Raw genomic sequence first — 14,597 nt, forward strand, 5'->3', positions numbered from 1 at the left:
CCCCCCCCCCCCCCCCCCCCCCCCCCCCCGCCCCCCCCCCCCCCCGCCCCCCCCCCCCCGCGCCCCCCCCCCCCCCCCCCCCCCCCCCCCCCCCCCCCCCCCCCCCCCCCCCCCCCCCCCCCCCCCCCCCCCGGGGAGGTGCGTTTTCGGCCCCTCGGTGGTGCGTCGTGCGGGCATGAATCGGGTACACCGTACCCATGGGTAACCCGGATCACAGGCCAGCCGAAGTACGCGAACAAGCGCAGCTGAACGCCGAGCGGGCGCGGGCGGCGATGGAGGATCGGCGCAGCGGTCAGGGCGGAGGACTGAGCGGCTGGGTCGCCGAGCGCGCCGGTCGGTGGGACCTCCGCGGCCAGGAAGAGGCCAGCCTACAGCGGCAGAAGTATCTGTGGAATGTGCTGGTGGACTATTGGTTTCGCATGGAGATCGACGGCTGGGAGAACGTCCCGGAGCCGCCGGTTCTGCTCGTGGGGATCCACTCCGGCGCTCCCTTCGTCTGGGATGCCTGGACCGTCGGCCTGCAATGGTGGCGGCGCTTCGGGCAGGAACGCCCCCTGCACGGCACGGCCCATGACGCGTTGATGGCGATTCCGGTGATCGGCCGGTACTTCCGGTCGATGGGTGTGCTTCCGGCGGCCCCGGACGCGATCGCCACGGCCCTGGCCGAAGGACGCGACGTTGCGCTGTGGCCCGGCGGGGAAGTGGACTCGCTGCGCCCGTGGACCGAGCGCGACCAGGCCAACCTGGCGGGCCGAAAAGGCTTCGTGAAGATGGCGATTCGGGCCGGGGTGCCCGTCGTGCCGATCGCGACGGTCGGCGGCGCCGACGCCATGCCCGTGCTTATCCGCGGCGACAAGCTGTCGAAGGCCTTGCAGCTGGACCGCCTGCTGCGCCTCAAAGTGTTTCCCTTGGCGATCTCGCTGCCGTGGGGGATCGCGCCGGCGGCGCTTCCGCAGCTGCCGCTACCGGCCAAGATCAGGACCCGGTTCATGCCCGCCGTGGAGCTCGACCACGATCCCGCACGCGCGGAGGACGAAGCGTACATCGATCGCAAGTACCGCGAGATCCAAGACGCGATCCAAGACGGCATGGACGCGCTCGCGCGAAAGCGCGCCTTCCCGCTCTTCGGCTGATCAATCCCCGAAGTCCCTCTCGGACAGTGCGATTCGGGCTCAGTGCGTCACTGCGCGACCGGGTCCCAGGCGGAATCCGTCGGCACCGATGTCAGCGTCGGCTCGCTGATGATCCATTCCGGATGCGGTGGGGTCGCGGCCATGTAGCCGACACCGCGGACGGTGTCCACCATCGACTGATGTCGGGGTCCGAGCTTGGCGCGCAGGCGCCGGACATGGACGTCGACCGAACGGACTCGGCCGTTGCTGTCATAGCCCCACGCCTCATGCATCAGGCGGGTCCGGGTGAATGCCCGACCGGCATGCTGCACAAGGAAACTCAGCAGTTTAAACTCGGTCAGCGTCAAACCCAGGTCCTTGCCTTCCAGTGATCCGGTGAGGCTGGTCGGGTGCAAGAGCAGGGCGCCGAACCGCAGACTGCCGTTGATTGCCCTGCGCCGCAACGCAATCGCCCGCTGCAGCCGCTCCTGCAGCTCGTCGAAGTCGGTTCCCGGTGGTATGACGTCGTCGACATTCCAGTCCACGTCTGCCGGTACGCCGTCGGCCGGCGCCACCAACGCCACCACTGCGGTGGCGGGGGCATTGGTTGTCAGGCGCCGGCAGGCCGCCGCCGCGGCCGCGAGGTTGCCGCGAGCGTCGACGATGGCGACGTCGCCGGCTTCGCCCGGCCCCTGGCCGTCGCCTATCAGGGGCGCGCGCCGCATGATCCGCCCGAACGAAGTCAGGGGCGGCAGGGCGCGCTCGAAGTCCTCCGCGTCGGTCAGCAGCAGAACGTCCAACGACATCTCCCGAAGAACATGGGTCCGTTTTCGGCCTCGGCCCGTAGGCATCTCCTGGGGAGATGTCAGCCAGCGCAGCGGTGATTACCCACTCGCGGCGAAAGTATGCAAACGATTTTTGTGCGGCTCGCGGACCGCGCCGGCCCTGCTAGCCGGACGGGATCGTCTTGACCCGGAAAAGTCGATGGGCCCGGTCCGTTTCCACAGACCGGACCCATCCTCCCAGCAAGCTACTGATTGTCCTTCTGGCGCTGTTCAGCGGCTTCGGCGCCGCCGCGGGCCGCCTCGGCCTCGGCTTCCTTCTTCGCCGCGTCGCGCTGCGCTTCCGCCTTGTCCTGCTGGGCCTGGCCCTCGCGGGTGAGGTCGTCTTGACCCGTCACCGCACCAACGGCCTCCTTCGCCCTGCCTTTGACGTCCTCGACGACGCCCTTGACGGCTTCTGCAGGTCCCGAGTTGTTGTCCGCCATGGATTCAATTCCTCCTCGTAGGCGTACCTGAGCGATTCGCGCTCACCACCGATCGCCAACGCGATCGATCCGGTCATACGGCGACAATGGGCCCTTCTTTCTCAAGACCGTGAATTCCCGCCGCGTTGGTGCGGATTCCCCACTACGGTCATGCCTCAAACATGCGTAGCGACAAGCCGACGAGGCGTAGCGCCGCCGCTGGACACATGGGTCGATCGCCGCGAAAGATCGTCCGCATCGCCAACTCGGCGCATAACGCACCCCACCGACGCCGGCGTGTGCTGCGATGAGGCAGGATGTGAAATGCCGTTCCGGAGGAGTTAACCCCCGGGATGGCACTCTCATGCGAGGAGCGTGATGACGGAGTCCAGGGAGCCCACGGCACCGGAGAATGGATCAGCTGCCGGGCAGCCGCGGACGCGGCCCAAGTACTCCAGGGTGTTGCTCAAGCTTGGCGGCGAGATGTTCGGCGGTGGCCAGGTCGGGCTGGACCCCGATGTCGTGGCGCGGGTGGCCCGCCAAATCGCCGAGGTGGTTCGCGACGGTGTCCAAGTCGCGGTCGTGATCGGCGGCGGCAACTTCTTCCGTGGCGCGCAACTGCAGCAGCGCGGCATGGAACGCACCCGCTCGGACTACATGGGCATGCTCGGCACGGTGATGAACAGCCTGGCGCTGCAAGACTTCCTGGAAAAGGAAGGCATCGTCACGCGCGTCCAGACGGCGATCACCATGGGACAGGTCGCCGAGCCGTATCTGCCATTGCGCGCCGTCCGCCACCTCGAGAAGGGCCGGGTGGTCATCTTCGGGGCCGGCATGGGGCTGCCGTACTTCTCCACCGACACCACGGCCGCGCAGCGGGCACTGGAGATCGGGGCGGAGGTGGTCTTGATGGCGAAGGCGGTCGACGGGGTGTTCTCAGCGGACCCGCGGCAGAATCCGCACGCCGAGCTGATCGCCGCGATCAGCCATCGCGAGGTCATCGACCGGGGGCTCCGAGTGGCCGATGCCACGGCGTTCAGCCTCTGCATGGACAATGGCATGCCGATCCTGGTGTTCAACCTGCTGACCAATGGCAATATCGCCCGCGCGGTCGCCGGTGAGAAAATCGGGACACTGGTCACCACCTGAGGGGAAGAGCGAACGATGATTCGCGCTGGCGACGATGCAGAACGCAGTGATGTGGGGGTACCTCCCGCTTGCGGGGGAGAGGAGCGGCGCAATGATTGACGAGGCTCTCTTCGACGCGGAAGAGAAAATGGAGAAGGCCGTAGCGGTGGCCCGCGACGACTTGTCAACCATCCGGACCGGCCGCGCCAATCCCGGCATGTTCTCCCGGATCGTCATCGACTACTACGGTGCCACCACCCCCATCACGCAGTTGGCCAGCATCAACGTGCCCGAGGCGCGGCTCGTCGTCATCAAGCCCTACGAATCCAGTCAGCTCGGCGCGATCGAGACGGCGATCCGCAACTCCGACCTGGGTGTCAACCCGACCAATGACGGCACCCTGATCCGGGTGGCGGTGCCGCAACTGACCGAGGAGCGGCGCCGCGAGCTGGTCAAGCAGGCCAAGGGCAAAGGGGAGGACGCCAAGGTTTCGGTGCGCAACATCCGCCGCAAGGCGATGGAAGAGCTGCACCGCATCCGCAAGGACGGCGAGGCCGGCGAGGACGAGGTCGGTCGGGCCGAAAAAGACCTGGACAAGGCCACGCACCAGTACGTCACCCAGATCGAAGAGCTGGTCAAGCACAAAGAAGGCGAGCTGCTGGAGGTCTAGCGGCCGCCCAGCAGCTGAGTTCACCCAGGTCCGTGGCAACCACCGGCGCAGCCAGCACGCCCGACGAACCGGCGCGTGACGCCGAGAACATCGTGCAGCAGCCGGCCAAGACGACGTCCCGCGCGGGACGCGACCTGCGGGCCGCCATCGCGGTGGGCGCGGGCATCGGCGGCGTGCTCATCGTGACGCTGATTTTCGCGCCCCGCTTCTGGGTTGCCATCGTCGCGATCGCCATCCCCGTCGCTACCCATGAGGTGGTACGGCGGCTGCGCGAGGCCGGATACGTCATCCCGCTGATCCCCTTGCTCCTCGGCGGTCAGGCCACCGTCTGGCTGACGTGGCCGTTCCACGCCGCCGGCGCCCTGGCCGGCTTCGGCGCCACCGTGGTGGTGTGCAACGTCTGGCGGCTGTTCATGCAGGACAACAGCAAGCGGCCCGAGCCGTTCGCCGGGTCTCCGTCGGCCAACTACCTGCGCGACGCCTCGGCGACGGTGTTCCTGGCCGCGTGGGTGCCGCTGTTCGCCTCCTTCGGCGCGTTGCTCGTCTACCCGAAGGACGGCGCGGGCCGGGTGTTCTGTCTGATGGTCACCGTCGTCGCCTCCGACGTGGGCGGGTACGCGGTGGGCGTGCTGCTCGGCAAGCACCCGATGGTTCCCGCCATCAGCCCGAAGAAGTCGTGGGAGGGCTTCGCGGGTTCGCTCTTCTTCGGGATCACCGCGGCCATCCTGACGGCGACGTTCCTGGCCGGCAAACCGCCGTGGATCGGAGCGCTGCTGGGTGTGGTCCTGGTGCTCACCGGTACCCTTGGCGATCTGGTCGAGTCCCAGATCAAGCGTGACCTCGGCATCAAAGACATGGGCCGCTTGCTGCCCGGCCACGGCGGTCTGATGGACCGGCTCGACGGGGTGCTCCCGTCGGCGGTCGCCGCGTGGACGGTGCTGACACTCGTCCCCTGAGGGGGCCGATACTGGACTGGTCATGGTCCAAGAACTGGTTTTCACCGAACCCCGCCCGAGCAAGCCGCCGCGGCACCTGGCCGACCTCGACGCGGAAGGCCGCGCGTCGGCCGTCGCCGAGCTGGGGCTGCCGGCGTTCCGCGCCAAGCAGCTCGCCCATCAGTACTACGGTCGCCTGATCGCCGACCCCCGCGACATGACCGACCTGCCGGCGGCCGTGCGCGACCGGGTCGCCGAGGCGTTGTTCCCGCCCCTGCTCACCTCGGCCGCCGACGTCACCTGCGACGCCGGGCAGACCCGAAAGACGTTGTGGCGCGGCACCGATGGGACGACCTTCGAGTCGGTGCTGATGCGCTACCCGCAGCGCAACACCGTGTGCATCTCGTCGCAGGCCGGCTGCGGCATGGCCTGCCCGTTCTGTGCGACCGGGCAGGGCGGATTGACCCGTAACCTGTCGACCGCGGAGATTCTGGAGCAGGTCCGTTCCGCCGCCGTCGCCCTGCGCGACGAGTTCGGCGATCGGCTCTCCAACATCGTGTTCATGGGCATGGGCGAGCCGCTGGCCAACTACGCCAGGGTGGTTGCCGCGGTGCGCCGCATCACCGAAGCGCCGCCGCACGGCTTCGGCATCTCGGCCCGCTCGGTCACGGTCTCGACCGTCGGCCTGGCTCCGGCCATTCGCAACCTGGCCGACGAACGGCTCGGGGTGACGCTGGCGCTGTCGTTGCACGCACCCGACGACGAACTGCGCGACACGCTCGTGCCGGTCAACAACCGGTGGAAGATCGCCGAGGCGCTCGACGCCGCCCGCTACTACGCCGACGTCACCGGTCGCCGCGTATCGGTGGAGTACGCGCTGATCCGCGGCGTCAACGACCAGCCGTGGCGGGCCGATCTGCTCGGCAAACGCCTGCATCGGGCGCTCGGCCCGCTGGTGCACGTCAACCTGATCCCGCTCAACCCGACGCCGGGCAGCGAATGGGACGCCAGCCCCAAGCCGGTGGAGCGGGAGTTCGTCCGGCGGGTTCGGGCGCAGGGGGTTTCCTGCACGGTCCGCGACACGCGCGGCCGCGAGATCAGCGCCGCCTGCGGACAGCTGGCCGCCGAAGGCGGGTAGCTGGAGCGCGGGCGAATCAGCGGGGGCCTGCGGACAGCTGGCCGCCGCGAAGAAGTAGTGGCTACCTGATCCAGCCGCGCCGGCGGCCCCACAGGTCGCGGACCAGGGCGACGAGCACCAGCGCGGCGAACCCGATCAGGAACCAGTTCTCGATGTGGCCGACGTGGTTACCGCGCAGCATCGCCAGCAGGAACACGATGATGACCAGGCCGGTGATGTGCCACGTGCGGTGATTGATCCTGCTCCAGCCCCACGCCGCGGACGGCACCTCAACGGTGTCGACGCCGGTGAACTGTTCCACCTCGGTACTGGCCACGGTGAATCCCTTTCGTGATCGGCTGGTACGGAGATTCTGGCACACCCCCTCGCGAGACCGAGCGGGCACAATGAGTGAGTGACAATCGCGACACCCGAGGGCCGCCTGCGCGTGCTGGTGCTGGGCAGTACCGGCTCGATCGGCACCCAGGCCCTGGAGGTGATCGCGGCCCATCCGGACCGCTTCGAGGTGGTCGGCCTGGCCGCGGGGGGTGCGAACCTGGACACCCTGCAGCGCCAGCGCGCCGAGACCGGGGTCACTAACATCGCCGTCGCCGACGAACGCGCGGCGCAGGCCGCCGACGTCCCCTACCGGGGTCCCGACGCGGTGACCCGCCTGGTCGAGGACACCGAGGCCGACGTCGTCCTCAACGCGCTGGTGGGCGCGCTGGGCCTGCGCCCGACGCTGGCCGCTCTGGAATCGGGCGCCCGGCTGGCGCTGGCCAACAAGGAATCCCTGGTCGCCGGTGGTCCGCTGGTCTTGCGGGCGGCGCGGCCGGGTCAGATCGTGCCCGTCGACTCCGAACACTCCGCGCTGGCCCAGTGCCTGCGCGGGGGCTCCCCCGAGGAAGTCGCCAAGCTGGTGTTGACCGCCTCCGGCGGGCCGTTTCGCGGCTGGACCGCCGCCCAGCTCGAGGGTGTCACCCCGGAACAGGCCGGCGCCCATCCGACCTGGTCGATGGGCCCGATGAACACGCTGAACTCGGCCTCGCTGGTCAACAAGGGGCTCGAACTCATCGAGACGCACCTGCTGTTCGGCGTCCCGTACGACCGCATCGAGGTCGTCGTGCACCCGCAGTCGATTGTTCATTCGATGGTCACGTTCGTTGACGGCTCGACCATCGCCCAAGCGAGCCCCCCGGACATGAAGCTGCCGATCTCCCTGGCGCTGGGCTGGCCGGACCGGGTTCCCGGGGTGGCCGCCCCCTGCGACTTCAGCACCGCGTCTAGCTGGGAATTCGAGCCGCTGGACGGCGACGTTTTTCCCGCCGTGGAACTGGCCCGGTATGCCGGCCAGACCGGCGGTTGCATGACCGCGGTCTACAACGCGGCAAACGAAGAAGCCGCGGCGGCGTTCCTCGCGGGCCAGGTGGGATTCCCCGTCATCGTGAAAACCATCGCCGACGTGCTGCACGCCGCAGACCAATGGGCGGTTTCACCCGCTAACGTGGATGAGGTACTAGACGCGCAGCGCTGGGCGCGGGAGCGAGCGCGACGCGCCGTCGCACACGCGCGGCCCACCGAGGCCACCGTCAACGCCTCCGGAATGGTGTGAGAAAGGTCCTGCAGCGGAGATGATGTTCGTTATCGGCATTGTGCTGTTCGCCCTTGCCATCCTGATCTCGGTGGCCCTGCACGAGTGCGGCCACATGTGGGTCGCCCGCGCCACCGGCATGAAGGTCCGTCGCTATTTCGTCGGGTTCGGGCCCACGCTGTGGTCGACGCGGCGTGGTGAGACCGAATACGGCCTCAAGGGCGTGCCGCTGGGCGGCTTCTGCGACATCGCCGGGATGACCTCGGTCGAGGAGCTGGCTCCCGACGAGACCGACCGTGCGATGTACAAGCAGGCCGTGTGGAGGCGGGTCGCGGTGTTGTTCGCCGGTCCGGCCATGAACTTCGTCATCTGCCTGGTGCTGATCTATGCGATCGCGCTGGTGTGGGGGTTGCCCAACCTGCACCCCCCGACCAGGGCGGTGATCGGCGAAACCGCCTGTGTCGCACCGGAAGTGGCTCCGGGTAAGGTCGCGGACTGCACCGGCCCCGGTCCGGCTGCGGCGGCCGGCATCCGCGCCGGCGACGTCGTGGTCAAGGTCGGCGACACCCCGGTGTCCACCTTCGAGGACATGGCCGCCGCGGTTCGCAAGGTGCACGGCACCGTCCCGGTCGTCGTCGAGCGTGGCGGCAACGCGATCACCACCTACGTCGACGTCACGCCCACCCAGCGCTTCCTGAGCACCGGCGCCAACGGGCAGGGCGGTCAGCCGGCGCCGTCGACGGTCGGTGCCATCGGCGTCGCGGCGGTCAAACTCGCACCCGCGCACTACGGGGTGCTCTCCGCGGTGCCGGCCACCTTCGCGTTCACCGGTGACCTGACCCGTGAGGTGGGCAAGGCGCTGGTCACCATCCCGACCAAGGTGGGTGCGCTGGTGCACGCCATCGGGGGCGGACAGCGTGATCCCCAGACCCCGATGAGCGTGGTGGGCGCCAGCATCATCGGCGGCGACACCGTCGACCACGGGCTCTGGGTGGCGTTCTGGTTCTTCCTGGCCCAGCTGAACCTCATTCTGGGTGCCATCAACCTGGTGCCGCTGCTGCCCTTCGACGGCGGCCACATCGCCATCGCGGTGTTCGAGAAGATCCGCAACCTGGTCCGGTCGGCCCGCGGCAAGGTCGCGGCCGCACCGGTGAACTACCTCAAGTTGATGCCCGCCACCTACGTGGTGTTGGTGTTCGTGGTCGGGTACATGTTGCTGACCGTGACCGCCGATCTGGTCAATCCGATCAGGCTCTTCCAATAGCAAGTAAGGAATTAGAACAGTGACCATTGGCCTGGGCATGCCGGACGCACCGGTGCCCACGCTCGCCCCCCGGCGTAAGACGCGCCAACTGATGGTCCGCGACGTCGGGGTGGGCAGCGACTATCGGATTTCGGTGCAGTCGATGTGCACCACCAAAACCCACGACGTCAACACGACGCTGCAACAGATCGCGGAACTGACCGCCGCCGGCTGCGACATCGTGCGGGTGGCCTGTCCCCGTCAAGAGGATGCCGACGCGCTGGCCGAGATCGCCCGGCACAGCCAGATCCCGGTGATCGCCGACATCCACTTCCAGCCGAAGTACATCTTCGCCGCGATCGACGCCGGGTGCGCTGCGGTGCGGGTAAACCCGGGCAACATCAAGGAATTTGACGGCCGGGTCGGCGAGGTGGCCAAGGCCGCCGCCGCCGCGGGCATCCCGATCCGCATCGGCGTCAACGCCGGCTCGCTGGACAAGCGGTTCATGGAGAAGTACGGCAAGGCCACGCCCGAGGCGCTGGTCGAGTCGGCGCTGTGGGAGGCCTCGCTGTTCGAGGAGCACGGCTTCGGCGACATCAAGATCAGCGTCAAGCACAACGATCCCGTCGTGATGGTCGCCGCCTACGAGCAGCTGGCCGCCCAGTGCGACTACCCGCTGCACCTCGGCGTCACCGAGGCCGGTCCGGCCTTCCAGGGCACCATCAAGTCCGCGGTCGCCTTCGGTGCGTTGCTCTCGCGCGGCATCGGCGACACCATCCGGGTGTCGCTGTCGGCCCCGCCCGTCGAGGAGGTCAAGGTCGGCACCCAGATCCTCGAGTCGCTGAACCTGCGGCCACGCGGGCTGGAGATCGTGTCCTGCCCGTCGTGTGGCCGCGCGCAGGTCGACGTCTACACCCTGGCCAACGAGGTCACCGCTGGCCTGGACGGTCTGGACGTTCCGCTGCGGGTTGCCGTGATGGGCTGCGTGGTGAACGGTCCGGGCGAGGCGCGAGAGGCCGACCTGGGCGTCGCGTCGGGAAATGGCAAGGGGCAGATCTTCGTTCGCGGCGAAGTCATCAAGACCGTGCCGGAAGCCCAGATCGTCGAGACGCTCATCGAGGAGGCCATGCGTCTCGCCTCGGAGATGGGGACCGATCACGGTCCTGACACAACATCAAGCGGTTCGCCGATCGTGACCGTAAGCTGATGGGGGCCGTTTCCCGCTTGCAAGTCCGTTAATCGCATCACAGAGAGTTCGCCAGATGTCGGCTCCGCCCCTCTTCCGCCTTGTCGGTGAGCGACGGGTTTCTGTGGTGCGCGACGCCGCGGCCGTTTGGCGGGTTTTCGACGAGGATCCCGTCGGATCCTGCATGGTCGCGGCCCGGGTGGCGGACCACGGCATCGACCCCAATTCCATCGGCGGGGAACTGTGGACCCTGCGCGGCGCGGAAGAGTCGCTGTGCTTCGCCGGCGCCAACCTGATCCCACTGCGCGGCGCACCGCAGGACATGGACGCCTTCGCCGACGAGGCGATGAGTGGGACGCGCCGCTGTTCGTCGCTGGTCGGCCGGTCCGATCTGGTGATGCGGATGTGGGAGCGGCTCGAGTCGGCGTGGGGCCCGGCCCGGGACGTGCGCGACCACCAGCCGTTGCTGTCGCTGTCGAGGCACCCCAACTGCGAGATCGACCCCGGGGTGCGCCAGGTTCGGCCGGACGAGCTGGACGCCTATTTGGTGGCCGCCGTGGACATGTTCATCGGCGAGGTGGGCGTCGACCCGCGGATCGGCGACGGCGGTCGGGGTTACCGGCGCCGGGTGGCCAGCCTCATCGCGGCCGGTCGCGCCTGGGCCCGCTTCGAGCACGGCCAGGTCGTCTTCAAGGCCGAAGTCGGCTCGCAGTCGCCGGGCGTCGGCCAGATCCAAGGGGTGTGGGTGCATCCCGAGTGGCGCGGCCTGGGGCTCGGTACCGCCGGCACCGCGACCGTTGCCGCCGTCATCGTCGGGAGCGGGCGCACCGCCAGCCTGTACGTGAACAGCTTCAACACCGTGGCCCGCGCCGCATACGCCCGAGTCGGCTTCGCCGAGGTCGGCACCTTCGCGACGGTGCTGCTGGACTAGGGGTAAGGCGCCCCCCGCTCGGGGCGCCCTGTGCACGTAACGGCTCGGTCTCGGAGTGTCTGCGCAGGTGTTGGCCCCGCAGTTCATAACATCTGTACCGATGGTCACAAAAGCCTCATTGGTATCAACCGCTTCCGGCCTGCTGCTCGTCGGCGTCGTCGCCCTGTCCGGATGCACACCGCGGCCCGACGGCCCCGGTCCCGCGGCCGAAAAGTTCTTCGGCGCCCTGGCGATCGGTGACACCGCCACGGCCGCCCAACTCAGCGACAACCCCAACGAGGCCCGCGAAGCGTTGAACGCGGCCTGGGCGGGCCTGCAGGCGACCCACCTGGACACGCAGATTCTCAACGCCAAGTACGCCGAGGACACCGGCACGATCGGCTACCGCTTCACCTGGCACCTGCCCAAGAACCGGACCTGGGCCTACGACGGCCAGCTGAAAATGGCCCGCGACGAGGGGCGCTGGGAGGTCCGGTGGACCCCCACCGACCTGCACCCCAAGCTGGGCGAGCACCAGACGTTCGCATTGCGCGCGGATCGACCGCGGCGCGCCTCGGTCAACGAACTCGGCGGCAGCGACGTCTTGGTGCCCGGCTACCTGTACCACTACACGCTGGACGCCACCCAGGCCGGATCCGGAGCAGCCCTGAGCGGGACGGCGCACGCGATCGTGGACGTCCTGCACCCCTTCAACGGCACGCTGAACGACCCGCAGTTGCTGGCCGAGCAGGCCAGCTCGGCGACCCAGCCGGTGGACCTGGTGACGCTGCATCCCGACGACAACGACAAGGTCTTCCCGGCGATCGGCCGGCTGCCCGGGGTGGTGGTCACGCCCCAGCCCGAGATGCTGCCGACGGACCCGCATTTCGCGTCGGCGGTCATGTCCGAGGTGAAGAAGGCCGTGGTCGACCAACTCGACGGCGAGGCGGGCTGGCGGGTGGTCAGCGTCAACCAGAACGGGGTCGAAGTCGAAGTCCTGCACGAGGTGCAGGGATCACCGGCGCCGTCGATCTCCATCACGCTGGACCGGGTGGTGCAGAACGCCGCCCAGCGCGCGGTCGACAACAAGGGCGGCAAGGCGATGATCGTCGTGATCAAGCCGTCGACCGGGGAGATCCTTGCCATCGCGCAGAACGGGGGCGCCGATGCTGACGGCCTGCTGGCGACCACCGGCCTGTTTCCGCCCGGGTCGACGTTCAAGATGGTCACCGCCGGCGCCGCCGTCGATCGCGACATGGCCACGCCCAACTCGATGCTGGGCTGCCCGGGCCATCTCGACATCGGGCACCGCACCATCCCCAACTACGGTGGCTTCGACCTGGGCGTGGTGCCGATGGCGCGCGCTTTCGCCAGCTCGTGCAACACGACATTCGCGGAGTTGAGCAGCCGGCTGCCGCCTCGGGGTCTGACCCAGACGGCCGCCCAATACGGGATCGGGCTCGACTACGCGGTGGACGGCATCACCACGGTGACCGGGTCGGTGCCACCCACGGTGGATCTGGCCGAGCGCACGGAGGACGGCTTCGGCCAGGGCAAGGTGCTGGCCACCCCGTTCGGCATGGCCCTGGTGGCGGCGACCATTGCCGCCGGCAAGACCCCGACGCCGCAGCTCATCGCCGGTCGGCCGACCGCGGTCCAGGGCGATACCACGCCGATCAGCCCGAAGATGGTGGACGCGCTGCGGCCCATGATGCGGCTGGTGGTAACCAACGGGACCGCCAAGGAGATCGCCGGCTGCGGCGCGGTCTACGGGAAGACGGGTGAGGCCGAGTTCCCGGGCGGATCGCACTCATGGTTCGCCGGATATCGCGGCGACCTGGCGTTCGCCTCGCTGATCGTCGGGGGCGGTAGCTCAGAGTGGGCCGTGCGGATGACGAAGTTCATGTTCGAATCGCTGCCGCCGGACTTCCTGGCCTAGCGCGCGATCCGTGGGGCCGCTTCGGCGGTAAATTGCGAACATGACGGATACCGGCGGCGACATGGTGGCATTACGGGTCTCCGACGCCGACCGCAACGGCACGATGCGGCGACTGCACAACGCCGTCGCGCTCGGGCTGATCGATATCGACGAGTTCGAGCAGCGCTCGTCGCAGGTGTCCTACGCGCGCACCCGGGGAGAGCTCGACGGGCTGGTCGGCGACCTGCCCGGTCCTGGCGCGATCGTCACCTCCGCGGCCGACCGGGTCGAGCTGCGCGGCTGGGCCGGCTCGCTCAAGCGCCAGGGCGAATGGACGGTGCCCACCCGGCTGGCGTTGGTCCGCCGGCTGGGCTCCATCGAGCTCGACCTCACCAAGGCCCGGTTCGCGGGCCCGGTCGTGGTCGTCGAACTCGACATGCGGTTCGGCTCGGTGGAGATCCGGTTGCCGGACGGCGCCAGCGCGTCGATCGACGACGTGGAGGTCTACGTGGGCAGCGCCAGCGACCGCCGCAAGGACGCGCCGGGCGAAGGCCGGCCGCACGTCGTGCTGACGGGACGGGTGGTGTGCGGCTCGGTGATCATCCGCGGGCCGCGGCGCTCGTTGATCCGCGGCCGCTTCGGCGGAGCCGCCGCGCGGCGCGATTAAGCTGGTCGCCATGCCTGCTCGCACTGCGCTTTCCCCCGGAGAGTTGTCCCCGACTCTGCCGGTGCCCGGCCGCATTCCCCGTCCGGAGTATGCCTGGCAGCCCACCGTGCGGGAGGGCAGCGAGCCGTGGGTACAGACCCCCGAGGTGATCGAGAAGATGCGGGTCGCCGGCCGGATCGCGGCCGGCGCGCTGCAGGAGGCGGGCAAAGCGGTGGCGCCCGGGGTGACGACCGACGAATTGGACCGGATCGCCCACGAGTACATGATCGACCACGGCGCCTACCCGTCGACCCTGGGCTACAAGGGCTTCCCGAAGTCGTGCTGCACGTCGCTCAACGAGGTCATCTGCCACGGGATCCCGGACTCGACGGTGGTCGAGGACGGCGACATCGTCAACATCGACGTCACGGCCTACATCGACGGGGTGCACGGCGACACCAACGCGACTTTCCTGGCCGGCGACGTCGCGCAGGAGCACCGGCTGCTCGTGGAGCGCACCCACGAGGCGACGATGCGCGCGATCAACGCCGTCAAGCCGGGGCGGGCGCTGTCGGTCGTCGGCCGCGTCATCGAGGCGTACGCGAATCGGTTCGGGTACAACGTGGTTCGTGACTTCACCGGTCACGGCATCGGCACGACGTTTCACAACGGGCTGGTCGTGTTGCACTACGACCAGCCCTCGGTGACGACGGTCATGCAGCCGGGGATGACGTTCACCATCGAACCGATGATCAACCTCGGCGGCCTGGACTACGAGATCTGGGACGACGGCTGGACGGTGGTCACCAAGGACCGCAAGTGGACCGCGCAGTTCGAGCACACGTTGCTGGTGACCGACACCGGCGTTGAAATCCTCACCTCGATATAACAAGCC

General features: G+C 68.8%; 15 protein-coding genes. 12 read left to right on the top strand and 3 right to left on the bottom strand.

Annotated elements, in window-relative coordinates; translation table 11 throughout:
- Positions 1-197 precede the first annotated feature (197 nt).
- The gene (locus A5773_RS03750; RefSeq protein WP_066946282.1) at positions 198-1,133 is read left to right on the top strand and encodes a lysophospholipid acyltransferase family protein; all 936 of its coding nucleotides are present in this window, start codon (positions 198-200) and stop codon (positions 1,131-1,133) included.
- 47 nt (positions 1,134-1,180) lie between these two features.
- Here A5773_RS03750 and A5773_RS03755 read toward each other — a convergent pair whose 3' ends face one another.
- Both A5773_RS03755 and A5773_RS03760 read right to left on the bottom strand, forming a co-directional pair.
- Positions 1,181-1,918 (bottom strand): response regulator transcription factor, encoded by a 738-nt coding sequence (locus A5773_RS03755; protein ID WP_067789520.1) that lies wholly within the window; start codon positions 1,916-1,918, stop codon positions 1,181-1,183.
- A gap of 224 nt (positions 1,919-2,142) precedes the next feature.
- The gene (locus A5773_RS03760) at positions 2,143-2,379 is read right to left on the bottom strand and encodes a CsbD family protein (RefSeq protein WP_066946288.1); all 237 of its coding nucleotides are present in this window, start codon (positions 2,377-2,379) and stop codon (positions 2,143-2,145) included.
- A 357-nt stretch (positions 2,380-2,736) separates the two neighbouring features.
- On the opposite strand from A5773_RS03760, the gene pyrH reads away from it, so the two are divergent.
- The 4 genes from pyrH (at position 2,737) to rlmN (ending at position 6,229) form a co-directional block, all read left to right on the top strand.
- A complete protein-coding gene (gene pyrH, locus A5773_RS03765) occupies positions 2,737-3,507 on the top strand; it encodes a UMP kinase (protein WP_082939483.1) in 771 nt (256 codons plus the stop codon).
- 91 nt (positions 3,508-3,598) lie between these two features.
- On the top strand, positions 3,599-4,156 hold the full coding sequence (frr, locus tag A5773_RS03770) for a ribosome recycling factor (RefSeq protein ID WP_066946298.1): 558 nt from the start codon (positions 3,599-3,601) through the stop codon (positions 4,154-4,156).
- A 32-nt stretch (positions 4,157-4,188) separates the two neighbouring features.
- A complete protein-coding gene (locus tag A5773_RS03775; RefSeq protein WP_066946301.1) occupies positions 4,189-5,112 on the top strand; it encodes a phosphatidate cytidylyltransferase in 924 nt (307 codons plus the stop codon).
- Positions 5,113-5,134: 22 nt separating this feature from the next.
- Positions 5,135-6,229 (top strand): 23S rRNA (adenine(2503)-C(2))-methyltransferase RlmN, encoded by a 1,095-nt coding sequence (gene rlmN, locus A5773_RS03780; protein WP_067262691.1) that lies wholly within the window; start codon positions 5,135-5,137, stop codon positions 6,227-6,229.
- 61 nt (positions 6,230-6,290) lie between these two features.
- On the opposite strand, the gene A5773_RS26225 is transcribed toward rlmN, so the two are convergent.
- On the bottom strand, positions 6,291-6,545 hold the full coding sequence (locus A5773_RS26225; protein ID WP_066946307.1) for a DUF2631 domain-containing protein: 255 nt from the start codon (positions 6,543-6,545) through the stop codon (positions 6,291-6,293).
- 78 nt (positions 6,546-6,623) lie between these two features.
- Here A5773_RS26225 and dxr point away from each other — a divergent pair, with 78 nt between their 5' ends.
- From dxr to map, 7 genes are all read left to right on the top strand, one after another.
- A complete protein-coding gene (gene dxr / locus A5773_RS03790) occupies positions 6,624-7,820 on the top strand; it encodes a 1-deoxy-D-xylulose-5-phosphate reductoisomerase (protein WP_066946310.1) in 1,197 nt (398 codons plus the stop codon).
- Between the two features lie 19 nt (positions 7,821-7,839).
- On the top strand, positions 7,840-9,063 hold the full coding sequence (locus tag A5773_RS03795) for an RIP metalloprotease (RefSeq protein WP_067789523.1): 1,224 nt from the start codon (positions 7,840-7,842) through the stop codon (positions 9,061-9,063).
- 19 nt (positions 9,064-9,082) lie between these two features.
- The gene (ispG, locus tag A5773_RS03800; protein WP_067262680.1) at positions 9,083-10,249 is read left to right on the top strand and encodes a flavodoxin-dependent (E)-4-hydroxy-3-methylbut-2-enyl-diphosphate synthase; all 1,167 of its coding nucleotides are present in this window, start codon (positions 9,083-9,085) and stop codon (positions 10,247-10,249) included.
- Between the two features lie 55 nt (positions 10,250-10,304).
- Positions 10,305-11,159 carry a GNAT family N-acetyltransferase gene (locus A5773_RS03805; protein WP_066946318.1) on the top strand — a complete coding sequence of 285 codons (855 nt, stop codon included), beginning with the start codon at positions 10,305-10,307 and terminating at the stop codon, positions 11,157-11,159.
- A 100-nt stretch (positions 11,160-11,259) separates the two neighbouring features.
- Positions 11,260-13,077: a penicillin-binding transpeptidase domain-containing protein gene (locus A5773_RS03810; protein WP_067789525.1), complete on the top strand. Its 1,818-nt coding sequence runs from the start codon at positions 11,260-11,262 to the stop codon at positions 13,075-13,077.
- 40 nt (positions 13,078-13,117) lie between these two features.
- Positions 13,118-13,723 (top strand): DUF1707 domain-containing protein, encoded by a 606-nt coding sequence (locus A5773_RS03815; protein ID WP_066946325.1) that lies wholly within the window; start codon positions 13,118-13,120, stop codon positions 13,721-13,723.
- Positions 13,724-13,733: 10 nt separating this feature from the next.
- Entirely contained in the window at positions 13,734-14,591 is an 858-nt protein-coding gene (gene map / locus A5773_RS03820) for a type I methionyl aminopeptidase (RefSeq protein WP_066946328.1), read from the top strand.
- The last annotated feature ends 6 nt before the right edge of the window (positions 14,592-14,597 follow it).

The sequence above is a fragment of the Mycobacterium sp. 852014-52450_SCH5900713 genome (assembly GCF_001667075.1).
Classification (GTDB): Bacteria; Actinomycetota; Actinomycetes; order Mycobacteriales; family Mycobacteriaceae; genus Mycobacterium.